The following is a 21,624-nucleotide window of genomic DNA, read 5'->3' as shown; positions in this document are numbered from 1 at the left end:
CATAAGAATCGTAATCGTTGTAAGTGCCAATGCTGTAAAGCGGGTCGTATTGTATGGACACAAGAAACGCGTTTTGCGTATTTTGCTCAGGTATTGCCAGTAACCTATAGCCGCTTTAAGCGTTATAACGTGGTGTTAAGTTTGTTGGTGTTTTGGTTGGTAGAAAATAGGGCTGTGGCAGTGATGGCGATGGAAGAGCAGGTTGAGAGGGAGTTAGCGTAGTAGATAAGTAATTAAAGAGTAGATTTTTTGTAGGGAGATTCGAGATAAATTATATTATCTCGAATAACTTTTCAAAGCGGAAATTTTTACCTTTATGATTTAAAAGATATTATTTGAAAATATAATCATTAGTATCGTAATACTTACCAATTCCATAAGTATTATTATTTAGCTCTTTACATACTTTCGATGATGTTATAATTACTTGGAAATTAGTATCGTTAGTAAAAGTATTTAATAAATTTTGTTGTAATCGATGGCTTCTTGGGGCATTTAGATCTCCACATTCAAAGTCAAGTATCATAAAGTTTGGTAATCGACATTGTGGATCCTTAATTGCGTGTTTAAGCATCGCTATTTGTAGACTACTTTTTTTAACGACATTTGAGCTGTCAGAAAATGCAACTCTACCACCAAGTGACCATTCATCTTTGCTAAAATTTATTTCATCAGAAAGTGAGGTAGCATGCTTAAAGCTTTCCTCACTTCCAATATCTAATTCAAGTAAACGTTTAGAATATTTAGATATTGAATTAAGAACTGAAAAGCGTCGTTCTTTACTATTTTCTTCTTTTAATTCTATTTCTTTTTCAAGTTTTATGAGTTCTGTTTCTTCTAGTTTTTTTTCTTGAATGATATTATCTATTTTTAAAAAAGTTTCCTGTGATGAAATAGCGTCTTCAAGATTTTTTTCAATTAGACTTAATTTTTTCGAATATTCTTCTATTATTATTTCTCTTTCATTTGTTGATGTTGAATAATCTCTTAATATGAATTCTAAATTACGTAATTCATTTTGTTTTATTATTAATACTTCTTTTGTATCTAATAAATTAGAGTTTAAACTTGTTATTGTTTTTTGATTTTGTCTTTGTTGGTATTTTAGCTCAGTTAACGTTTCTGTATATTTCTCTTCCAAACTGTATTTTGGTAAGTCACTTTTACAAAGACTACATTTGCAAGTTGTAGCGTTTTCATTTTCACTGATTGTTGAAAAGCAACTAGGACAGTAATTGAAACTCATTTCACCAAGAACAACAAAAGTATTTTTAGATTCGTTAAGAGACTTTATTCTGAATTGTAAACTTTTACTGAATAACATACAGTCAGTAATTTCAGAGTTTATATATTGCTCTTTTTCTGATAGATACTTTATATCTTTTGTTAGTTCAGCAATATTTTTTGATGTGTTCATTATCTTTTCAGAAAAACCATTTGGCATATATGGTGATGCTTCATTCAATTTATCTTTCTTTTCTAAAATAGATAAGCTTAGTTTATCATGAATTATTTTGATGTTTTCTTGAATGTTTTCAATGGTAGTTGATTCATCAATATTCAAAAGTCTACGATATGATTTTATATCAGAGTTTTTCTGTTCTATACTTCGACGTAGTTTCCATATGTTTTGCCTTATTTCGTATAGGGATAGATCATCTAATCCTAAAAGAAAATCACCTATAGCTTGTCTCGTACTTTCTTTATCTAAATGAGGTTCACTTCGTAAAATATTTGTTGAGTTTGATGTTTGACTTAAGTATAAAAGTCTTAAGATTTGATGCATAGTTAGGTTATTATGTTCAGATGTAATTGATTGCCCCCATCCTAGTGCTTCAAATAAAAACTCAGAAAAGCTCATTTTATTTTCGCTTCGAGATGGCCCTAGTGGCAACCATTTATTATGATTTAATAATGCATCATCTAAGTTTCCTTCAAAAACATTTATATATGGTTTTTTATTATTGGTTTCAATCTGTCGACTAAGAGTTAAAGTTCTTGTACCTATTGTTACTTCAATAATTACTTTTTCATATTGAGTGAGAGGAGATTTCCACTCTTTTTCTTTGAGTTCGCCACCTAGAGAATAAAAAATAAGATCAAGTAGAGTTGATTTACCAACAGAGTGTTCACCTCTTATAACATTAATACCATCGTGAAAAAGTTGATCATACATAATACGATTATTTCTAATAGCAACAAATCGATTAATCTTTAATCTTTGGTAAGTCATATCTATACTCCATCAAACCTGATTTTGACTTGAGACCAGATGTACCATATAAGTTCAAGGCCTTCATGTTTTTTGTTATTATTTCAAATTCTTTAGTTTTTCTAAAAATATCTTCATTCATTAAATTGTATATTGATTTGGGAATATTTTTTATTTTAATTAAATCATCTTTTGTATATTCTATTATGTTTCTTGATAATAAATTAATGATAATGTTTCGTTGAATTGTTTTTAATTCAAAAAATATTTTTCTTGGGTTTTCTATATTTTCATAAGCATCTTGTATGTTTTGAATATACTTGTAATTACTACTGTTTTTTGAAGGCCATTTTTCTATGTTTTTTAATTGACAAGGAAATAGATGGTAGAAATCAGCGATGTGAAGATAGTTAAGGTTTACAGGTTGATTGCAAGCAGTAAGAATGCTTAAAATCCTATATACACAATGGTTTGCATCTTTATATGGGTGATAGATAATCATTATTTCCACCTGATATGACACTTTCCGGTTAGAAAATAGAGCATTCCTCTTATCATTTCCATCGACATTGGTTGTACAACCGCAATTTCTTTATACAATGGATTAATAATCTTTTCTTGGATACTTGCATCTATAATGTCATTTTCTTTATTTGCTTTTATCTTTGTTCTTACATAACTATTAAAATAAGAATTTATTTTACTTAAGCAATGGAAGTACACAATTTGCTCTTTATCTGACATTTGAACTTTTGATACTTTTCGTGAGAACCGACTTTCTAAGTAAATAGCGTCATCTAATAAATCTTCTCTGTTTCCTTCGATTAATTTATCATCTAATCCTATGATTTTTCTTCCAGCCCTCGGAGTTAGAAATTCTTGAAACTCCTCTATCATATCACGATAAGATGGGTCATCTTTTGCCATTTGTTGAGAGTTTGCAATTAAAAGTTGTAATGCATTATTTTGTATGGCGGGAGATGAAATGTTATTAACTTCTACATTCATTGATTTATCGAGAATATCTTTTTCTTGTAGCCGATAAAAAATTTTTTTACCAAGATTATTTTCTAATTCGGAAGTTAAGTCGTTATCCAAAATGATACATGATACATCATTGATACCACTGGAATCGGTTAGTACTCCGATAAGATATTTTTTTCCTTCTATTTCAATATGGACCGGACTTCCAGAAAAGCCAGAGACCTCATCATTCTTTGATTCATCATGTGCGTTAATATTTGATTTTATATTTAATCTGACATCAGAATCAGTAGTTTCGGGGCTATCTAGAATTAACCTATCTTCTGTGCCACCTTTCCAACATGAATATTCATGGTTGTTTGAATTGTGGTTTTTTATTATTACTTGTTCTAACTTTAGGTTTAGATCTATTACAGCTAAAGCTATATCTTTGAATCTTGATTGATGGACAGCTTTAATTGTTATAGCTATTGAACTTGAGCTAATACTTTCTTTTTTTATTTCTGCTTCACAAGTTCCACATTCTTTTTCATCACATGAATTAAAATTGAAGCATAACGAGTGCTTACTTGATAAAAGGTAACTACACTCATCACTGTTAAATATTAGACCACTGCCTGAACTTAAAATAGTATCATCAAGTTTTATATTAATTTTAATAGTATTTTGTTTAAAATTCATATTTAAATTCCAAAATAGAATTAAGAGGATATATGAAATTAAAGTTGAAAGTGGATTCAATTTCTTTCATTTCTGAATTATTTTTTGTTACATATATTTTTGCATGTTCATTATTGTTAATTATTCTTTTTAATGATACTGGTGATGGATGCCCATGACTATTTTTAGCATTTGAACAAATCAAATAATTATCACAGTCTATTAATTCTAATAATGAGTTGCTTGTGTTTTTTTCACTTCCATGATGCGATATTTTAATTAAGTCGTATTTTGTTATTTCTTCATTATCTTGAATAAGACTGTTTATAACTACTGAAGGGTGGGCATCTCCTAGTAATAATATTCTTGATGTACCAAATGCAATGTCTAAAGCTAAACTAGAACCATTAGGTTCTCTAGTGTCTTCTTTAAAATAAATGTCATTACTTGCTCGTTTTATACATTCATCATTAGTTATTGAAATGGATGATTTACTTATCTTTTTATTTCTGAGTTTTTTTTCTTCTTTATTTATCCAAGATCTGTATTTATTAAGTTTATCGAGGTTAGGCGATCTAAACTTTATGTTAAAAATATCAATGTTAATATCTAAAAAATAACCATTCTCAGTAAGTTCAAGATTTATTATTTTATTTTCTATGTTTTTAAATAGGTCTTTGTCTTGCTTTAATGATATTTTAGTGTTTCTTGGTGATGGTATTATTTTTTTTATATAATCATAGGAATTAAAAATGAAATTATTTATAGTAATATCTTTTTTTAAAAAACTTTTAAATCCACCAATATGGTCATCATCATTATGAGTAATTATCGCTAAATCTATAAAGTCATTTATTAGTACATTTTTAATAGATGTTATTAATCTTTCACTTACTATTTTTTTATTAGGCCCAGAATCAATTAAAATTGAAAATCCGGTATTGTTATTGATAAGTAGTAGACAATCGCCATTTTCCGCATCAAAAGCGTAGAGGGTTACATTATTAGACATTTGATAGATTCTTAAAATTAAGTTTAAATATTTTACGGAAGATTTGGAAGAAAAAGACACGCTACCGCTCTCACGTTGTCTTTCACTCCATGCTAATTGTGGCGTATTGTATGCTAAAGGTTGAATATTTTCATCTAATAAGTTGTTTTTTATGGTTATATTTCAGACTTGACGCTCAGTTTTTTATTAAAATGGCAATTAATTAAATTTTATTGACTTTAATTTATCTAATAGGCAAAATTCCCACATTGCAGAACCTCACCTACTCGGTGGGGTTTTGTCGTTTTAGGATTCCATTAAATCCATAACCGTCCTTTGAGGCGGTTTTTTTATGTCTGAAATTCGCCTATGAGAGAGAAAGTTATTAGCTGGTTTGCCTACCTTTGGGCTGGTTTAACTGGTGTAGCCTCTGGTCTTTCCATGAACGAAATAGGGGTGCTCATCTCTATTTTTGCCACCGTATTTACCGCGTTTATTAACTGGTTTTATCGACATCGAACCCTCAAAGCCCTGCAAAACCATCCAGAGGTGAAGAAAATCTATGAGCAAATTGAAGAAGACTAGTGGCGTTATTGGCTGCTTGGTCGCCAGTGTGTTGGCGGTTGTAGCGGGTACCGATCACGATTTAAAAACCACCCCTGATGGATTAGCGTTTATCAGTAATTTAGAGGGGTGTTCATCATCCGCTTATCAATGTAGTGCTGACCGTTGGACTGCAGGGTTAGGCCATACCACAGGAGTAAAACAAGGCGACAAAGCAACCACCGAAATCATTGCTGATTGGTACATTGAAGATATCAGCGCAGCGGAAAAGGTGGTTAATCGGCAAGCCATCAACGGCACCCTAAATAGACATTATTTCTCTGATAAACGTTTTCTGCCAAGAGATTTAGATTGTGAAACCGTATCTATTGTTTCAATCTTGGCTTTAGTATAAGGAGTAACACTGTTGCGCCTATCAGTCGATTAATGGCTAAAAAATACGCCTCATTATTAACTTACAAATTAGGACATTGCCATTTTCTTCTAAACCCTTCAAACACATAATGATGTGGCATAAGCGTGATGACCATAACTCAGTGATATTTTGTGACAATGTAACTATTTTCGTTGTCAAAATACCATTGTTAGCAATCTCAGAAAATGACGTCAGAGTTAGCACTAAACTCATTTAAATTACAGTATAAAGATGCAGACTACATAGCAAAAATCAATAAATATCATAGTAAAAATAAGCAATTATTCACATATGTGCTTTGATTCACAAACCTTCCATTTGTAAAGATTTATAAACTACCTTATAGATTAAGTTTTTTATCACCAATCATTCGTAGTGAAAAGGTTAATTCCTAAATGTTTTCGCCTTATATTGTATGGCTCAAACATGCTGCTGGCGGTTAAAGATAAAGACTTCATTTGAATAACTATTTTTATAAATAAAAGGACGAATATATGGGCTTTTGGAAAATTATTGGTGGCGCAGCCGCAGGGATCGCATGTGTTGTGGCATTACCTATTGCAGGGCCTATTGGCGCAATTACAGCGGCAGGTGCAGCTATTGCTGGTGGTGTAGGTGCTGCTGCTGGCGGTGTTGCTTATGCAATGGATGATAGTGAAGAACAAGCAGAACGTCGTGGTGAGCGTAGAGCTAATGCTCACCATGATCTTAAATATAGTAAATTAGCGACGGCATTTGAAGACGCAAAAACTCACTTAGGTGAGACTGAAAATTACTTTAACTTATTAATCGCAATGGAAGCTGTTGGTCTTGCTTGCGCTAACTGTGATGGTGAAATTTCAGTAGAAGAACGGCAAGAGATAGATGAATTTATTGCTGGTGTATCATCAAGCGAATTGCCTTCTCATGTAAAACAAAAAATTGAAGGCATGGCTCAAAATCCGCCAAGTATTAACACCGCTTTTGCATTAGCACAAAAGGTAGGCTTGAATTCATTTGAGCTTTACGACGAAATTATCGAAGTGGTTATGCATGCCGATGGTCGTATTCATGAGAATGAAAAAGCGTTCCAACAAGCATGGAATACAATAGTAAAAGCAGCGTAATACAAGGTAATTAATATATGAGTAGTAGATCGGAACGCTTCAAAAAAAGACAGCAAATTCGCAGTAATTACGCTGAAAAAAGTCATATTAAAGAGCTCGCAAATTCTGAGTTATCACAGCAAATGTTAGCCAGTGGGGTTGATCAAGGTTTTGTTGATAATGCGCTGTTAGAAAAGACGCCGATCTACGATTTAAATGTTTCTGAAGCGGAAGTAAATGCATCATTAAAGATGTTAGACAGAGACTTCAATAAAGATAAATACGATGTGTTATTTGAATCAAGCAAAGACGTTTTGATAAACCAACTCCTAAGCCCTCTTAATCTAAGCCGAGCTGATTTAGAAAATGTCGATCGTAATTTTGACTACAACCGTGATGATTACACTAAATCTCCAAAAAGTTCAGGTGGTGAGGGGGTAGCATTTGATACTCAGCGTAAGAAATTAAAACAACAAGCGACTAACGAACAAGGTCAGATCAAAGATACCTACACAGGGCAATACCACGATGCAGATCAAATGGATTTGGATCATGTTAAATCGCTAAAAGCCTTCCATGAAAGTGGGGCATATATGTTATCAGATAGCGAAAAACGCCAATTTGCCGCCGATTCTGATAATCACGAGTTTACCCATAACAGTTTGAATCGATCTAAAGGTGCAAGAGATCTTAAAGAGTTCTCTGAAACCAATGATCAAGCAGATAAAAGACGTACAAACGCCGCCCATGCAAGAGCAGAAAAAGCCGCAGAGAAATACGTACCATCTGACACTGTAGGTAAAGCTGTCTTTGTAGCCCAAAGTGGTGCGGTTGATGGTGTAAAAGCAGGCAGCCACCAAGGGTTGCAACAAGCATTAGGTGCTTTGCTCTCTGAGTTTATTTCTGCCACATTTGCAGAAGTAAAAGATATATTTAACAATGGCTTTAAAGGTAACGCATTTGAAATGTCGTGGGTGAATGTATTAGTCACAAGACTGAATAACATCAAAAATAAACTGCTATCAAAATGGAAGAACGTGGCTCAGGCATTTGCAGTAGGAGCGTTATCCGGATTTTTAACCTCCATCATTACTGCGTTACTAAACATGTTTGTTCGCACTGGTAAAAACATGGTGCGTATTATTCGTGAAGGCTTCATGTCATTAACTAAGGCGTTAAAAACATTAATTTCCCCACCAGAGGGGATGACAGCAAAACAAGCAGCGCATGAAGCAACTAAAATTCTAGCGACAGGTTTAGTGCTTACTGGCGGTATTATGGCAGGAGAAGCTATTGCTACTGCATTAGGTACTATTCCATTCGCTGGCACGATTAGCATGGTATTAACGGGACTACTCTCAGGTTTAGGTTCACTGTTTGTGGTGTTCATGTTAGATAAACTAGACATGTTCGGGGTTAATGAAGCAGAGCGCCATGAGTTCATCATGGGACGGTTGGAATCTCGAATTACCGTCAGTATCGAGCGGTCAGAAACCATCATAAAAGAGCTAGGTTTGAGTTATTAGCCTTATAAATAAATTTATTAAAACCGCTGGTTTTCAATCAAAGCTAGTAAACAAAGGACAGCCATATCCTTGCACATCAATCATTGTGTGCATTGTGCATATTTGTGTGGTGATAATCCGCATAAGAGCCTTTTTTAAGGACTAAAATATATGGCTGTCCAATGTTTGCTTGATGTACGGATGAATGGTGGACTTGAATTTGTTTATTCGTTGGGGGAGTTTGAATATAAATAGAGAATATAACGCCAGCTAGCAGCTAGCGTTGATTATTATTTTTTCTAATGAAAATGTGCTGTAACTGCTGCTAATTCTCTAAGTCCCCTTACTTTATTTCCTTTGGTATTGAGTCCAACAAGATTAATTAAATAATCATTTGTTTTTAATAACTCGTAAGCTTTATCTAATGTTTCAACCTGTACCTTACAGATGGCCTTATTTGTGATATTTTTTCCATCTTTGTCCTTTGTTTTTTTATTGAGACTATATTTACCATCCCTGTTTAGCTCTGCTTGGAATTCATTTCCTGATGCATGAGTTGCTGTCAATCGAATAATCTTCTTCATAGTGCTCTCCTTTCATTTTGGTAATTTTCAATTAAAGCATATGGGAGTTTTAGCGGCGAGCAAGTACTCTTTTTATCAAATGTTGGAAAATATTCTAATGACATTAAAAAAAGAAAAAAGGACAGCCATAATCTTGCTTATCCAGACTGGCTTGAAGAAACTTTTCATTATAAACCTCAGCGGATGATAATAAGAATGCAGTTTTGTACGAAAAACGAACAAATCAACGCTAATTTGATAGGGGCTGCACGCGTTGTTCCTCATCAAGTTGGTTTAATAAAATTGAGTAAAACCCAGTTGAAAGTTCTGCAGTCGATTATGCCTGGTGAAAAGGTAACAGCAGAACAGATTGCCGAGCGTTGTGAGTTGTCGAGTTCGTGGGCTAGTACTTTGTTGAAGACGACTTGGGGAAGAGGGTATTTGGTGAGAGGTGGTTATGTTCGAATGAAAGTTATAACAATGTTGACACTGGCAGTTAAGCATACAATAATTGGTGTTATAACAAAGTAGCCACGTAAAGGTAATGTATGCGTACTCAAGTAAGAAAGATAGGTAACAGCTTAGGTAACATTATTCCTGCTGCTTTTATTCGTCAGTTGGGTCTTGAAGAAGGCACAGAAATCGAAGTGAAAACAGAAGGCGGTAAAATTATTATTGAGCCAATTAAAGCGAAGAAAAAACGTTTTCCATTTAGTGAAAAAGAATTATTACAAAGCATGAATGCATACACTGCTCATGCAGATGAAATTGCGGTTGTTTCAGCCAAGGAGCTAGGCGAGTAATGGTGAAATATATACCGCAAAGGAACGATATTGTTTGGTTAGATTTTGAACCAGTAAAAGGTAAAGAAATTGGTAAATATCGTCCAGCTTTAGTGCTATCGAGTAAAGAGTATAATCAGAAGTCTGGACTATTAATTTGTTGTCCAATCAGTACAAGCATTCGTGGTGGTGTGACAGAAGTACCTGTTAAGAACCTAGATAAGCCATCAGTAGTGGCAGCAAGTTTGATTCAAACCCTGTCATGGGCTGACCGTAGTGCTAAGTTAATTACGACTGCAAATAGTGGTGTAATGGAAGATGTACTGTTGAGAATTATTCCATTGATTGGTGCTGACACGCTGTTTGAAGATTAATTTTAGTTAATGAGTTCTTTTTTGTGTAAAGCATAAATAAGTCTGAGAGGATTTCATTATGGAAAGAAGCGAAAGAAAAGTAATTGAAAATCCATTTAGTAAAAAAGAAAATTGGAAAAATCCTGGCGTTACAATGGCTGAATCTCGAAAGCGAATTCGAGAGAAGGTAATGAAGAGATGTGTTTGTTATTAGTTAACCTATTGATCTTGTAGGTTCTTCTGGGCGCGCAGAAACCTCAAACGAGTCAGACTCTCGGGAAATAAAAATTTTCGGGCCTTCTTAGCCATCACCACCGAGGTTGGTGATTTAGACCATTTTCGGTGGTGAAGGGTAGAGCGTGATGCGTAACGCTGTTTAGTTTGTGTTTAATGCTATTATTGGATAGAAGTATTTTTACCTCTCTATGTAATATTAGCTTTATTTCTATGAGTGGAGATAATGGCAATTTTTAAAGACAACAACGACAGTCTTATGAGCGTAATTATTAATTAAAGTACATTAAAATTTAGTCTTTGTTGGTTTCTGTCATGAGTATCTCTATTGATGATAAATCACTTTCTTTAACTGCTAGTATTATTTTACATGTTTCATATTCCATTCGAATATAAGTAATCCATCCAAATTTATTCATTTCATCATTGATTAATTTACAAATTAGTTGATGCATGACATCTTGGTTTTTAACTTCTGGCATATTCATACCAGTTCGGCACTCGAAAGAAACTATACCTTTTTGTAAATTATTATCTATTTTCGATATCAGGTTCTTAACTATTTCATTGACTATTTCTCTAGGGCTTTTAGAGGGGAGCCGACACCAATTCATATCATCTGACGGTGTAAAAGTTTTATTAAATAGTTCTGATGGTGTAAGCATTTGATTTTATCCTTATAAAAATAGTTTTTAATTATCCATGCTGATAGTATCGATCTTCAGCATGGATAATATAATTTAGTAGTTGTTTTTCTAGATATTGCAGCTTAGTTTGTAAATTAATCTAAATCCTATTTTTACGCCTTTATACATGCCATTAGAATCTAAAGGTGGTGTACTTCGTTTTAAGCTCTCATATGAGCTATTATATGAATAATAAAAATCTTTAATTGAACCTGTTCTTACACAAGTTTCTTCAGCTAACCACTCAGCAAAATAATTTGATCTCATAAATGAGAGTTTATACTGCGGGTTTATCCACTTTTTATCATTTATAAGAATAGAGTTATATTTATGTTCATTATGATATGAATCTCGGTGTGGCATTCCTTTTGTAGCATCTTCAGTAAGAAGCATAATTTCATGTGGTGCAATATCTTTATCAAAAGCGATAGAGATATCATTGTCACCTCTAACTATAGAAAACTCATTAATCGTTAGCAGTCTTGATGAAATATCATGTTTTTGATTAAACCACGATATATAATGCATCATATTAAACCAATTTACGCATACAGGAAAATCTTCCTCTTGTGCATTTGCCTCAAAAAAGTCACTATAAGTCAATTTAAAATTGCTATCATCTTCAAATCGTGTTTTGTTTTCTTCAAAAAAATGAACAAAATCTTTAATGGTTACTAACTCAGATACCGCATAATATTCATCATTAATTAACACTTTTTTAAATGAAGGGATAATATAATCAGACGGTGATGATTTTAAATCTGAATATATACCTTTAGAAGTGTAGTATTCTTTTAAAATAACTTCTCTACCTGGATAATTACGTGATTGGCCGCCATTCGCATAATACATTTTTTCTGCATTGTGATAGTCTGAATATCTAAACCCTTGATTGCAAAAGTAATTCCATCTTTTGAAGTGATATTTGGATAAATTATTTGGAACATCCTTACGCTTAATATTGTCACCATAAATCTGGTGATTAAATAAGCTATCTCTTTGATTTTTGAAGATGAAATCATAATCACCATTATCACTCTTTAAAAAAATTAAATTATCATTAAAAGGAATGATTTCTATCCAGCCTTCAGTTTGTTTGTTTAGTAATGTTCTAAAAAACTTAAAGATAAACTCTAATTTAATTTTTTTATCATTATCATAATTATAGAGTTCAATTTCTACAGGTTCAGTTTGAGGATAAAATAAATTATCAGATAGGAAGGTAATTTGGGTGTAAAAGTCGAGAATATTATTATCGTATAAAGTACCAAGCAATAAATTACTAAAAAAATCTGAATTATCTTCGAAATAGAAATCGTCATCTAATGCTATTTTTATATTGTTTACTATATTTTGATATAACTTATCAGCACACTGATGAATAATATTATCTGACCGACCAGACAAAAATAAACCACGATATTCATGGAAATCTATTTTACTGATATGTTTATTTTCAAATTTAGCAACTTTATTATTGAAGCTTCTTGCCTCATATTGTGATTTAGAAAACTTATCTATAAAATCACTGTTGTATCCAGTATAAACTTTCTTTGGTAATTCTTTATGATGAAAGAATAACCGTTCAGATAAATCTTGTCTTTTTAAGTTAGCCAAAGCGCTTAATGAGTCTTTCTTCTCGATTAAATCAACTTTCTTTTTTAGGTTATGTTGTTTAAAAAATGGAATTAATTTCGATGTGTATTCTTTTTTATATCCAGAAAAGCCACCAGAAAACCCTAGTGATTTTGCAATACAATTCAGTAAAGTATTAAATTTAATTTCTTCTCTATCATGAGTTGTATGTTTTTTAGCTGATAATTTTATTTGATCAGGTTCTAGACTTCGAATAGAAACAATATGAAAGTTATTTAGTGGAAGATAGTATGTAGCAGTCATAATAAAAACGCCTATATTTAATTTATAAAAATGCCTCTAGAATTAACTAGATATACTTTTAGGCTAAATTTTAATGACGTTTTTAAGTACTTATTGTACTTGTGAGTGCTTTATCTGATAAAAGTATCTAATCAGCCATAGGTAAGCCTCAACCCTATATTTAGAATATCAATTTGACACAAGAATATCAAGGCACAGTTAATTAACTGGTTGATTATCATCCTAATGTATCAGTATAAGGTGATATTGTTTTGTTTCTGTTTTAGCAATGTAAATCAGTATGACATCAAACTATATCAATAGGGTAAAGAGTATTTGGCTGAAATAGCATATTACGTAAATTTATGGAAATGACGCGGAATATTGGCACTCAGTCAGTAAAGGACAATTTCGTCTATGCTAATTTAATGGAATTAATACGTGGCTTTGTCCCTGAAGTGTCCTCAGTAACAGATGATGTTGTTAAAGCAATATATATCAAATGGTTACAAGTAACGTATTAGAGTCAATCTAGTATAAGCTTGGTTCGTTGGTTTTTTTCATAGTTTTCCCAAAAGCCGTTGGCTCAATATCAAGTTACCGTAATCAATGACACGCTGCATAACAACTTAATATTATCTTAAAGCAATACGTTATAAAGCTAAGTATCCCGTAACAGACCTAATAGAGGCAAGTTTTTAGGGAAAATAAAGCGTCCTCATCGTCATTCCCTACAGTGAATGACGATGGGGCGATAGGGAATCTACTATCCGCGTGTTGTAGGGTTATTATTAGTGGTATTGTCATTGCTGTAAGTGCCTATGTTGTAAATCTGGTCGTATTGTATGGACATAAGAAACTCGATTTAAGTGTTATAACGAAGTGTTGAATTAGTTGATGGTTTTAGTATGTAAAATTATACATAGATCAAATAATAGTAAGTTACCTTATCGATAGGTGTGATTTACTGCTTTTATACAAAGCCAATATGCTACAGTTCCATATGCAGTTAATTTCATTATTTAATTGGTGGTGTACATATGGACTTTATCGATCGTTTACAGAACCTATCAAAAAAAATCTCACAAATAGGCTCTACTTTAGAGACAGAAGAAGCAACAAAAAATGCTCTTATTATGCCATTTTTACATACAGTATTAGGCTACGATGTTTTTGACCCAACAGAAGTTGTTCCTGAATTTAATGCAGATACCGGTACTAAAAAAGGAGAGAAAGTTGATTATGCTCTTCTGAAAGATGGTGAAGTTCAAATTTTAATTGAATGTAAAAAATTTGGTGAAAAATTATCAACCAAACATGCAAGTCAACTTTTTCGATATTTTTCAGTTACTAATGCTCGTATTGCTATTCTTACTAATGGTGATATTTATGAGTTTTATACAGATTTAGATGCCCCAAATAAAATGGATGAAAAACCATTTTTGATTTTGAATATGTCTGATTTAGACGAGCATATCGTTCCTGAAGTGAAAAAGCTGACTAAATCTTCATTTGATGTAGATTCCGTCGTTGATGCTGCTGGAGAACTTAAATACCTTAATCAAATTAAAGGTGTACTTAAAGAACAGTTTAATGCTCCAGAAGAAGAATTTGTTAAGTTCTTTACATCGAGAGTATATGACGGCGTCCAAACGGCAAAAGTTAAGGCTCAATTTTTAGAGATTACAACGAAAGCTTTAAAACAATTCTTAAATGACAGCATTAATAACCGATTAAAATCTGCGATTGGAGCTAATGACGAAATTTTAATGAAGACACAATCAATACCAGAGTCTATAGCTGAAATTGAATTAGATATAGTAGAAGAAAAATCTAAGGTCGAGACAACTCAAGATGAGTTAGATGGCTTTAATATTATTAAAGCAATTCTGCGTTCAAAATTTGCAGTCTCACGTATTACTCATCGAGATACGCAAAGTTATTTTGGTGTGTTATTAGATGATAATAATAGAAAACCATTATGTAGATTACATTTTAATGCGAAACAAAAGTATCTTGGCGTTGTTGGTGAAGATAAGAAAGAAGTCCGACATCCAATTGAAGCATTAGATGATATTTTTATGCATAGCGATCTGTTGTTAGAAGCTGCATCTAAATTTGAATGATAAATTAGATTAAGGAGACTAAACCTCCTTAATCTGTTTTTTATAATGTTTATTGTTATAAGGTTGTAATAGCAATAAATATTAGAACGAGGGATAGTAAATTATGGTTATTCCGCTCTGGATTTATATCTGAAGAGGTTATAACGTAATATTACTCAACAATAAATCATCATTAATAAATGAAATTGTGATTATAATTGTTCTGATTTTTTTGTGACGGTCTGTGAATTGTATAATCGTCCCTGGCTATGATTTTAATTATTTAAGTTTTTTAAACGCTTGGTTAAAGTTATTTGTTGGATAAGTTGTATTCTCAATAACTACACCATCCTTTGTTTTAAATTCATTTAAAATATACTGCGTTCCTTGTTCAGTTTTTGGGTTATAACTTTTCATTTGCCCGATCGCTTCAACTTTCATTTTGATAAGTTTTCCGTTAACCATGATAGGGGCATCTACTTCGAGCATTTCTTTGCCGACGGTATTTTTCTTATCTTTAGACACCATAATTACAGAGAAAACTAACTGACCGTTTTCTTTTTCGAAAGATGAGACCATCGTTTCATCGCCTTGTGTGATTTTTGGTGAAGCTATAACGTCTTTCTCAATCTGCCAACCAGTAGCAGCACTTGCTGCAGTTGATATAAATAAAGATGCAATCGCGATTGTTTTGATAATTTTTTTCATAGTCTATTCCGAATGTAAATAAAAGGTGTTTATTGTTAGTGATCTAAATGTATTTTCTATTATTGTCTGCGTGTTAATTAAGTAACCAAGAGTTATATTCTCTTTTACATAACAAATTATGCGTAAATACTACTTATTGATGCAATGTGATGCAATTTCATTAAATGATATTGATTGTTATTTACACTATTAAATATTTACACGTGTAAACATTTCAATACGGTTTATGTGTTATAAGTCAAATGGTGAGGTTGCTTGAATTGAATAATAAGCGATTATTTTGTCATTTTTATGGCTATGGCTATGGCTATGGCTATGGCTATACAGTGAAGAATAATTAAAAATATGCGTTCTTACACAATTGTGATTTTTATTACTACATAATATCAATATGCGGAGTGTTTTTTAGACGTTTTATTAAAATGCTGGGTCTTTAGATGGGATGAGCAGGGAAAGTAGTATTCGCTTATTCGATGGGGTTCTTACCGTTAAAACAAGGTTTTTAAACCTGATTACCACCGAGACTCAGCCAAGAGCCATAATTTTTCTAGTATCGGTGGTAATCTACATTATATTAAATTAATGAATAAAATGGCTTTAAATACAATGCGTTAAATCATGATATTTTTATGCACTCTATGCCAATGAATGAGAATCAAAGCTGGAATATTCATAAGAATACCATAGAGTAAAGGTGTAACAGCAAGATCCGGTTGTTGTAATTGCACCACAGCAACAAAAATTGCTGTACCTGCATTTTGAATACCGACTTCAATGGAAAATGTTTTCATTAATATATTATCGCCACCTATAGCCTTGGCCACGATAGCACCCAATAGACCGCCACATAGACACAATGCTAAAACAGCGATTGATGCAATGGAGAATAATTGCTCAAAAACGGATAAATTAGCAAGTAACGTTACAAATACGGTAAAAAATAACGTCCATAATGCTGATTTCCCCGAGACGTTAATAAAGTTCTTAAACCATTTCGTTGATATGTAAGCTCTCATTACCATACCAATAGCCGTTGGCAATATAGTAACCACCACTAATTGAAGTATCGCAATTTTTATTGGCATGACTAAATGTGCATCAGTCAGCACTAATGGCAACATTAAAGGAAGACTGAATGGAATGATAAGGCTACTTAGTGCAGTCATGCTGATTGATAATGCTGTATCGCCTCCACTTAAATAAGTGATTGTATTCGATGATGCACCTCCCGGCGCTAAGGCAAGTAGCCATAGGCCAACCGCTATGGGTTCTGGTAGCCCTAAATAGTGGATAAAGCCATAAGCAATAATTGGTAAACCGATCAATTGTGTTATTAGACCCGCTGTTATTTTTAGAGGAAAAGAACTTACGCGCTTAAAGTCATCTAATTTTAGCGTTAAGCCGACGCAATACATCATCCAGGCGAGAGCTAAAGGTAAAATAATAGTTAACATGGCTTGACTCATGATAAAACAGATCCATTAAAGTAGGGCGGAGATAATTGCGTATAAGCATGCTGTATAGCATGGATAATGTAAACTTAATATGGATACAACTATTTAAGTTTACATTGATGCTGTGTGCGGATAGATCTGATGTTATAGGTAGAAAAATTCATTATGTTACTTCAATGACCTTATTATTTGTTGTTTTTAACATAAACTATAAGTTAACTATTTATAATTAAGCATAATTTAATTATTTAAAATAAAAATAATTATAGTGAGTTATATCTAGAAGGTGAAAATTACATATAATCAATATGAAGCTTATTGATTAGAATATACTTATTTATTATCAACCAGTAAATATAATTACTTGCTGATGATTGTGAGACAATAAGCATTAAAGAGTATAGATTGGTGGTAAAACATTATATACATAATGATTATATAGAGGGCGAAATGATTGACAAAATAAAAAAAACCTTAATTATATTATTTACTTTACTTCCCAGTCTTATTCTTTTGAAATTATTTCATGCTGGTTTTATCTTCTCCTTAGAGGTAAATGCAAAGCTACATGCTACAATAATTGTTAATCAGATTGACTCTATTCTCTCTTATGGCGAACAATCTAACCAACGGGTACTAAATTTAAGCGCAGACAACAGCCATTGTGAGCAGATTTATCAAAAAATAAGAAGAAGTGTCTCGCGTACTCCTTATGTACGTACTACAAACCTGGCACAGGATAATACGATTTTTTGTACTTCTTTTTGGGGGCCAGCTCAATTTAATTATGATCAAACCAAATATGTCAATGGTAAGTTATTATTGATGCCGGGAAGTAGAATTAAACATAAACAACCCCTCATTGTGGTTCGTACTATGAAAGGTAAAAGAGTAGCCTTAAGTGGTATTGATACACGGTATATCAAGCCGCTATTCTCGAATTCAAAATCAAATTCTTTCATTGTTTCACTCGCTGTCGGTAATGCATGGATAACCGATCATAATGTGTTTACTTATAATAACCCTAATAAGTCGCTGTTAGATATTCAATCAGTAAAATCAGAAAGGTATCCATTTACGGTTTATTCAGGCTTAAATAGTCCATCTTCGTGGCTTACTTTTTGGGATCAAGAATATTTTTATATTATAGTTATATTAGTTACTCAAATATTTTTTTCTCTATTTTGTTGGTGGTTATTACATCGTCCTCGCTCGTTATATTTAGAATTGGAAAGAGCAATAAAAAATCGAGAGTTTGTGCCATATGCTCAACCTATTGTGGATGCGACAACTAAAGAACTGGTTGGGATAGAGATCTTAATGAGGTGGGAACATCCAGTTCAAGGCCTTGTACGGCCAGATCTGTTTATTCCACAAGCAGAAAATTCTGGATTAATTATTCCAATGACTGATTTGATTTTGAAAGAGACGGCAAAACAATTACGGCTTTATAAGCATTACTTACCCGATCCGTTTCATGTTGGAGTAAACATTGCGCCTCAGCATTGTAATAGCACAGTGTTATCGCAAGAGTGTCATAGTTTTATTGATGAGGTTTCTGACAGTAAAATTATACTTGTGTTGGAATTAACTGAACGTGAGGCGCTTGATGTGTCGGACTTTACTCAAGGTCTATTCCAGCAACTTAAAGGCCTTGGTTGTAAAATTGCGATTGATGATTTCGGGACAGGGCATTCAAGCTTGGTTAATTTGCAACAGATTGACCTTAATTATCTTAAAATCGATCAGATCTTTGTTAATAATATTGGTATAGACAGCACTTCCGAGCACTTAATTGAAACTACAGTTGAAATGGCAAAACGATTGTCACTTGCTCTTATTGCTGAAGGTGTTGAAACAGAAGCACAAGCTGAATATTTACAACAACAAGGCGTTGATTTCTTACAAGGTTTTCTATTTTCTAAGCCGATGCCATTGGAAGATTTTCTTCAAAATCAAGCATTAAACGTTGATATTCCAGTAGGTAAATAATGGTAACCCAAATACCTATGAATAAGGTATTTGGGTATTTATGTGGTATACACGTTGTTATTAAAGGCAGTTCTCAAAACCTTCAAAGTTTGGTGCGCCTAAATAGATTTCTTTGTTGCCACGAGCATTAGCATGGGCTTTGCGAAATTGTTCTGACTGAGTCCAATCTTCAAATGCTTGGCGAGAGTCCCACACTGAATGAGAAGCGAACAGTGTGTATTCATCGTTAGATGCACTTTGTAGCAAATTAAACGATTGAAAACCAGGGACTGTATCAAGATACGTTTCGCGATTTTTCCAGATATTGATAAATTCTTGTTCAGAGCCTAAACGAATTTTAAAACGGTTCATTGCAATGTACATATAACTTCCTTAACTGATTGACTGTTATTTTATTTTTAGAGTGCTATCACTATCATAGCAATAACGTTGTTGACCACTTATAAAAACAAAATATTTGATTGCGATTAATGTTCTATTTAGTGAAAGACGATGTAAATCCGTTGAATAAACCAAAATGAAGCCATAATTCCCATGATATATAACGGTACTTGTTGAAAGATACGTTGTTGGAAAAATGCGATTTTGGAGCAAATTTTCAACAGCGTCAGTAATATACTTAGGAAGATAAGCTGTCCAATTTCAACGCCAACATTAAAACATGCCAGCGCTAAAGGAATGCTGGTTTGTTGTAGTCCTGCCGCTTTAAGTGCACTCGCAAAGCCTAAACCATGCAATAGCCCAAATGAAAACGAGATTAACCAAGGAAATCGTCGGCTTAATGTTGGTTGGTCTTTATTATTAGGTCGAGTTAACTCATAACATAAAAATAAAATACTCAATGCGATACCTGCTTCAACGGGAGGTTCGGGTACATGAATCAGATTGAGTGCCGATAAACTTAACGTAATGCTGTGTGCCAATGTAAAACAGGTTATGGCCTTTAAGAAAGTACGAAAATCACGCGTAAACAGCAGTAGGCCAGCAACAAACATAAGATGGTCGATGCCGGTTAAAATATGGGTTATTCCTAATGTTACAAATAACCGCACAGTAGACCAAGTGCTGACTTTCCCCGCTAATAATAAATGATTATGTCCTTCATAAAGTTCTAAGGTATTTATTTGACCATTTTGGTTAGTGGTTTGCGTCAGGAGTTGAATATTGTTTAACCCTTGAAATGTAATCAATGGTGCGGTGGTTTTTGCTGGAAATACCAATAAATAACGGTGTAGATCCATGCCAAAACCATCAAGGCTATTTTGGGAGCTTAATAGATGAATTACACCACCATTAGGGAGCTTGGGGGTGATTATTGTGTGTTCTCCAGCAACCACGGGTAACTTGAGGGTCAGTTCATATTGATGGTTATTTATTTGAGTTATTAGGCCAACAGCAGGTTGATAGGGATGTGCCGCTGCTTGCGGGCTCCATGCTAGATTAAGCGCGATCAATAAAACCATGTATATAGCTGTGTAAATTTTATGTTTATACATTTTGAAGTAAGGTCTTAGTTGTGACAACGATGCCTGAATGAGTTGGCAGCTGAATATGGTAGTTCTTTATTGCGGCGTCGATTTTTTTATTTACAGCATCATGAGTATAGTCTTGAGCTAAGAGTGGTTTAGCTTGGTTAAAGCTTAAAATCCCAGCTTTTTGATGCTGAATTAATCTCACCGTTAGTGGGCCAAATGGTGTGTTTATTAGCTTTGACCATTTATTAGGTGCGAGGGTATTTAAGGTCGTTATTATTGATGGGCCGAGTTTAGCTTGTAAGTCCTGCTGCGTTATATCACTTAAGCACTGGTGAGATGCTGGCGCTTGGCTGGGGTGTGTTTGTTCTTGTGGTGATAGAAAGTGATAGCACAATGAATACAGATCAGGGTGGTGGTAGTTTTGACGATGTGCTAAATAATAGTGGTGCAATAACGTAGTATTGGTGGCATTTATTTTAGCAATTTGGGTGGTATAAGAAATGAACCGTTGCATTAGCATTGCATTAAGGTTCGGGTCACCTTTCTCTAAACCGAGTTTGATCGCTTCACTCGATAGAATTCGTTGTAGAATAACCTGATTTATATCCTTATTTAACATTTCTTTGGATGGGGAACTGCCAAAGTATGTTTTATCGTCACGTTGTTGTTGAATAATTTGTGACGGTGTGATTATCACTTCATTGATAGAAGATCCTGAATGATAAAGTGAATAACAAAGGAATAGAATCGCACCTGCAATGAGGAAATGAGAAAAGGGATCTTTAATGAGTTTTTTTAGCCAATATAAGCTTGTTTTTAACATGCTACTGATTCTTTTCTTAATGTAAAATACCCAATAAGAATACACAGGATATCTGTATGACTATTGAACATGACTATTTACCATCATCTAATGGGTTATTTTTTATATGATTTATAGCGTTAATTCGCGTTTATATTGAATGATATAAAGCCTTT

At 33.2% G+C, this 21,624-nt stretch carries 22 protein-coding genes and 1 pseudogene; 11 read left to right on the top strand and 12 right to left on the bottom strand.

The genetic code is table 11. From position 1 onward, the window contains the following. Positions 1-222: pseudogene (locus BTO21_RS20035) on the top strand (hypothetical protein); the annotation flags it as partial. Between the two features lie 109 nt (positions 223-331). On the opposite strand, the gene BTO21_RS05490 reads toward BTO21_RS20035, so the two are convergent. Genes BTO21_RS05490 through BTO21_RS05475 form a run of 4 tightly spaced genes read right to left on the bottom strand, consistent with a single transcriptional unit; the run spans position 332 to position 4,868 of the window. After that, complete coding sequence (locus tag BTO21_RS05490) at positions 332-2,233, bottom strand: hypothetical protein (protein WP_105026721.1); 1,902 nt, start codon at positions 2,231-2,233, stop codon at positions 332-334. After that, positions 2,208-2,714 (bottom strand): ABC-three component system middle component 5, encoded by a 507-nt coding sequence (locus BTO21_RS05485; RefSeq protein ID WP_045029119.1) that lies wholly within the window; start codon positions 2,712-2,714, stop codon positions 2,208-2,210. Before BTO21_RS05485 ends, BTO21_RS05490 begins: the two co-directional genes overlap by 26 nt. Then, entirely contained in the window at positions 2,714-3,877 is a 1,164-nt protein-coding gene (locus BTO21_RS20165; protein WP_205059510.1) for an ABC-three component system protein, read from the bottom strand. The genes BTO21_RS05485 and BTO21_RS20165 overlap by 1 nt, the downstream gene beginning before the upstream one ends. Continuing rightward, positions 3,867-4,868 (bottom strand): ComEC/Rec2 family competence protein, encoded by a 1,002-nt coding sequence (locus tag BTO21_RS05475; RefSeq protein WP_045029118.1) that lies wholly within the window; start codon positions 4,866-4,868, stop codon positions 3,867-3,869. Before BTO21_RS05475 ends, BTO21_RS20165 begins: the two co-directional genes overlap by 11 nt. 348 nt (positions 4,869-5,216) lie before the next feature. Between BTO21_RS05475 and BTO21_RS05470 the strand changes: the two genes are divergently transcribed. The 4 genes from BTO21_RS05470 (at position 5,217) to BTO21_RS05450 (ending at position 8,437) form a co-directional block, all read left to right on the top strand. Then, positions 5,217-5,432, top strand: coding sequence for an HP1 family phage holin (locus tag BTO21_RS05470; protein WP_036794948.1), 216 nt, complete (start codon positions 5,217-5,219; stop codon positions 5,430-5,432). Continuing rightward, positions 5,410-5,805 (top strand): glycoside hydrolase family protein, encoded by a 396-nt coding sequence (locus BTO21_RS20230; RefSeq protein ID WP_239998003.1) that lies wholly within the window; start codon positions 5,410-5,412, stop codon positions 5,803-5,805. Before BTO21_RS05470 ends, BTO21_RS20230 begins: the two co-directional genes overlap by 23 nt. A 515-nt stretch (positions 5,806-6,320) precedes the next feature. Beyond that, complete coding sequence (locus BTO21_RS05455; RefSeq protein ID WP_045029116.1) at positions 6,321-6,932, top strand: tellurite resistance TerB family protein; 612 nt, start codon at positions 6,321-6,323, stop codon at positions 6,930-6,932. A 17-nt stretch (positions 6,933-6,949) separates the two neighbouring features. Further along, complete coding sequence (locus tag BTO21_RS05450) at positions 6,950-8,437, top strand: hypothetical protein (protein WP_045029114.1); 1,488 nt, start codon at positions 6,950-6,952, stop codon at positions 8,435-8,437. Between the two features lie 278 nt (positions 8,438-8,715). Here the strand turns inward: BTO21_RS05450 and BTO21_RS05445 are convergent, their stop codons facing one another. Then, positions 8,716-9,000: a hypothetical protein gene (locus tag BTO21_RS05445; RefSeq protein ID WP_045029113.1), complete on the bottom strand. Its 285-nt coding sequence runs from the start codon at positions 8,998-9,000 to the stop codon at positions 8,716-8,718. 195 nt (positions 9,001-9,195) lie between these two features. Between BTO21_RS05445 and BTO21_RS05435 the strand changes: the two genes are divergently transcribed. Genes BTO21_RS05435 through BTO21_RS20325 form a run of 4 tightly spaced genes read left to right on the top strand, consistent with a single transcriptional unit; the run spans position 9,196 to position 10,328 of the window. Beyond that, positions 9,196-9,510 (top strand): MarR family winged helix-turn-helix transcriptional regulator, encoded by a 315-nt coding sequence (locus BTO21_RS05435; RefSeq protein WP_239998004.1) that lies wholly within the window; start codon positions 9,196-9,198, stop codon positions 9,508-9,510. A 17-nt stretch (positions 9,511-9,527) separates the two neighbouring features. Then, positions 9,528-9,782: an AbrB/MazE/SpoVT family DNA-binding domain-containing protein gene (locus tag BTO21_RS05430; protein WP_045029110.1), complete on the top strand. Its 255-nt coding sequence runs from the start codon at positions 9,528-9,530 to the stop codon at positions 9,780-9,782. Continuing rightward, positions 9,782-10,135: a type II toxin-antitoxin system PemK/MazF family toxin gene (locus tag BTO21_RS05425; RefSeq protein ID WP_045029108.1), complete on the top strand. Its 354-nt coding sequence runs from the start codon at positions 9,782-9,784 to the stop codon at positions 10,133-10,135. Before BTO21_RS05430 ends, BTO21_RS05425 begins: the two co-directional genes overlap by 1 nt. Positions 10,136-10,193: 58 nt before the next feature. After that, positions 10,194-10,328, top strand: a complete 135-nt coding sequence (locus BTO21_RS20325; RefSeq protein WP_258179351.1) for a hypothetical protein — start codon at positions 10,194-10,196, stop codon at positions 10,326-10,328. Between the two features lie 313 nt (positions 10,329-10,641). Here the strand turns inward: BTO21_RS20325 and BTO21_RS05420 are convergent, their stop codons facing one another. Then, entirely contained in the window at positions 10,642-11,013 is a 372-nt protein-coding gene (locus tag BTO21_RS05420; RefSeq protein ID WP_045029106.1) for a hypothetical protein, read from the bottom strand. 90 nt (positions 11,014-11,103) lie between these two features. Further along, a complete protein-coding gene (locus tag BTO21_RS05415) occupies positions 11,104-12,933 on the bottom strand; it encodes a hypothetical protein (RefSeq protein WP_105026720.1) in 1,830 nt (609 codons plus the stop codon). Positions 12,934-13,952: 1,019 nt separating this feature from the next. Between BTO21_RS05415 and BTO21_RS05410 the strand changes: the two genes are divergently transcribed. Then, a complete protein-coding gene (locus BTO21_RS05410; RefSeq protein ID WP_045029103.1) occupies positions 13,953-15,038 on the top strand; it encodes a type I restriction endonuclease in 1,086 nt (361 codons plus the stop codon). A 258-nt stretch (positions 15,039-15,296) separates the two neighbouring features. Here BTO21_RS05410 and BTO21_RS05405 read toward each other — a convergent pair whose 3' ends face one another. Together BTO21_RS05405 and BTO21_RS05400 are read right to left on the bottom strand one after the other, a co-directional pair. After that, positions 15,297-15,725 (bottom strand): hypothetical protein, encoded by a 429-nt coding sequence (locus BTO21_RS05405; RefSeq protein WP_045029101.1) that lies wholly within the window; start codon positions 15,723-15,725, stop codon positions 15,297-15,299. A 611-nt stretch (positions 15,726-16,336) separates the two neighbouring features. Continuing rightward, positions 16,337-17,191, bottom strand: a complete 855-nt coding sequence (locus tag BTO21_RS05400) for a bile acid:sodium symporter family protein (protein WP_045029099.1) — start codon at positions 17,189-17,191, stop codon at positions 16,337-16,339. Positions 17,192-17,629: 438 nt separating this feature from the next. Between BTO21_RS05400 and BTO21_RS05395 the strand changes: the two genes are divergently transcribed. Beyond that, positions 17,630-19,171 carry an EAL domain-containing protein gene (locus BTO21_RS05395; protein ID WP_105026719.1) on the top strand — a complete coding sequence of 514 codons (1,542 nt, stop codon included), beginning with the start codon at positions 17,630-17,632 and terminating at the stop codon, positions 19,169-19,171. Positions 19,172-19,231: 60 nt separating this feature from the next. Here BTO21_RS05395 and hmuQ read toward each other — a convergent pair whose 3' ends face one another. The 3 genes from hmuQ to BTO21_RS05380 all read right to left on the bottom strand — a co-directional run bounded on the left by hmuQ (position 19,232) and on the right by BTO21_RS05380 (position 21,469). Next, positions 19,232-19,534 carry a heme-degrading protein HmuQ gene (gene hmuQ / locus BTO21_RS05390; RefSeq protein WP_045029098.1) on the bottom strand — a complete coding sequence of 101 codons (303 nt, stop codon included), beginning with the start codon at positions 19,532-19,534 and terminating at the stop codon, positions 19,232-19,234. Positions 19,535-19,650: 116 nt separating this feature from the next. Further along, complete coding sequence (locus BTO21_RS05385; protein ID WP_232582723.1) at positions 19,651-20,634, bottom strand: HupE/UreJ family protein; 984 nt, start codon at positions 20,632-20,634, stop codon at positions 19,651-19,653. 25 nt (positions 20,635-20,659) lie between these two features. Then, positions 20,660-21,469 carry a peptidylprolyl isomerase gene (locus BTO21_RS05380; RefSeq protein WP_065192920.1) on the bottom strand — a complete coding sequence of 270 codons (810 nt, stop codon included), beginning with the start codon at positions 21,467-21,469 and terminating at the stop codon, positions 20,660-20,662. Positions 21,470-21,624: the final 155 nt, after the last annotated feature.

Origin of the sequence: Photobacterium phosphoreum (assembly GCF_002954725.1) — a bacterium.
Classification (GTDB): Bacteria; Pseudomonadota; Gammaproteobacteria; order Enterobacterales; family Vibrionaceae; genus Photobacterium; species Photobacterium phosphoreum.
The sequence above is the reverse complement of the archived record's forward strand: the minus strand, read 5'-3'. Positions and strand labels throughout refer to the sequence as shown.

What these genes read in the sequence shown, in the direction of transcription:
- BTO21_RS05490 (WP_105026721.1), bottom strand. Translation starts at nt 2,233, where the DNA reads ATGACTTACCAAAGATTAAAGATTAATCGATTTGTTGCTATTAGAAAT.
- BTO21_RS05485 (WP_045029119.1), bottom strand. Translation starts at nt 2,714, where the DNA reads ATGATTATCTATCACCCATATAAAGATGCAAACCATTGTGTATATAGG.
- BTO21_RS20165 (WP_205059510.1), bottom strand. Translation starts at nt 3,877, where the DNA reads ATGAATTTTAAACAAAATACTATTAAAATTAATATAAAACTTGATGAT.
- BTO21_RS05475 (WP_045029118.1), bottom strand. Translation starts at nt 4,868, where the DNA reads ATGTCTAATAATGTAACCCTCTACGCTTTTGATGCGGAAAATGGCGAT.
- BTO21_RS05470 (WP_036794948.1), top strand. Translation starts at nt 5,217, where the DNA reads ATGAGAGAGAAAGTTATTAGCTGGTTTGCCTACCTTTGGGCTGGTTTA.
- BTO21_RS20230 (WP_239998003.1), top strand. Translation starts at nt 5,410, where the DNA reads ATGAGCAAATTGAAGAAGACTAGTGGCGTTATTGGCTGCTTGGTCGCC.
- BTO21_RS05455 (WP_045029116.1), top strand. Translation starts at nt 6,321, where the DNA reads ATGGGCTTTTGGAAAATTATTGGTGGCGCAGCCGCAGGGATCGCATGT.
- BTO21_RS05450 (WP_045029114.1), top strand. Translation starts at nt 6,950, where the DNA reads ATGAGTAGTAGATCGGAACGCTTCAAAAAAAGACAGCAAATTCGCAGT.
- BTO21_RS05445 (WP_045029113.1), bottom strand. Translation starts at nt 9,000, where the DNA reads ATGAAGAAGATTATTCGATTGACAGCAACTCATGCATCAGGAAATGAA.
- BTO21_RS05435 (WP_239998004.1), top strand. Translation starts at nt 9,196, where the DNA reads ATGCAGTTTTGTACGAAAAACGAACAAATCAACGCTAATTTGATAGGG.
- BTO21_RS05430 (WP_045029110.1), top strand. Translation starts at nt 9,528, where the DNA reads ATGCGTACTCAAGTAAGAAAGATAGGTAACAGCTTAGGTAACATTATT.
- BTO21_RS05425 (WP_045029108.1), top strand. Translation starts at nt 9,782, where the DNA reads ATGGTGAAATATATACCGCAAAGGAACGATATTGTTTGGTTAGATTTT.
- BTO21_RS20325 (WP_258179351.1), top strand. Translation starts at nt 10,194, where the DNA reads ATGGAAAGAAGCGAAAGAAAAGTAATTGAAAATCCATTTAGTAAAAAA.
- BTO21_RS05420 (WP_045029106.1), bottom strand. Translation starts at nt 11,013, where the DNA reads ATGCTTACACCATCAGAACTATTTAATAAAACTTTTACACCGTCAGAT.
- BTO21_RS05415 (WP_105026720.1), bottom strand. Translation starts at nt 12,933, where the DNA reads ATGACTGCTACATACTATCTTCCACTAAATAACTTTCATATTGTTTCT.
- BTO21_RS05410 (WP_045029103.1), top strand. Translation starts at nt 13,953, where the DNA reads ATGGACTTTATCGATCGTTTACAGAACCTATCAAAAAAAATCTCACAA.
- BTO21_RS05405 (WP_045029101.1), bottom strand. Translation starts at nt 15,725, where the DNA reads ATGAAAAAAATTATCAAAACAATCGCGATTGCATCTTTATTTATATCA.
- BTO21_RS05400 (WP_045029099.1), bottom strand. Translation starts at nt 17,191, where the DNA reads ATGAGTCAAGCCATGTTAACTATTATTTTACCTTTAGCTCTCGCCTGG.
- BTO21_RS05395 (WP_105026719.1), top strand. Translation starts at nt 17,630, where the DNA reads ATGATTGACAAAATAAAAAAAACCTTAATTATATTATTTACTTTACTT.
- hmuQ (WP_045029098.1), bottom strand. Translation starts at nt 19,534, where the DNA reads ATGTACATTGCAATGAACCGTTTTAAAATTCGTTTAGGCTCTGAACAA.
- BTO21_RS05385 (WP_232582723.1), bottom strand. Translation starts at nt 20,634, where the DNA reads ATGGTTTTATTGATCGCGCTTAATCTAGCATGGAGCCCGCAAGCAGCG.
- BTO21_RS05380 (WP_065192920.1), bottom strand. Translation starts at nt 21,469, where the DNA reads ATGTTAAAAACAAGCTTATATTGGCTAAAAAAACTCATTAAAGATCCC.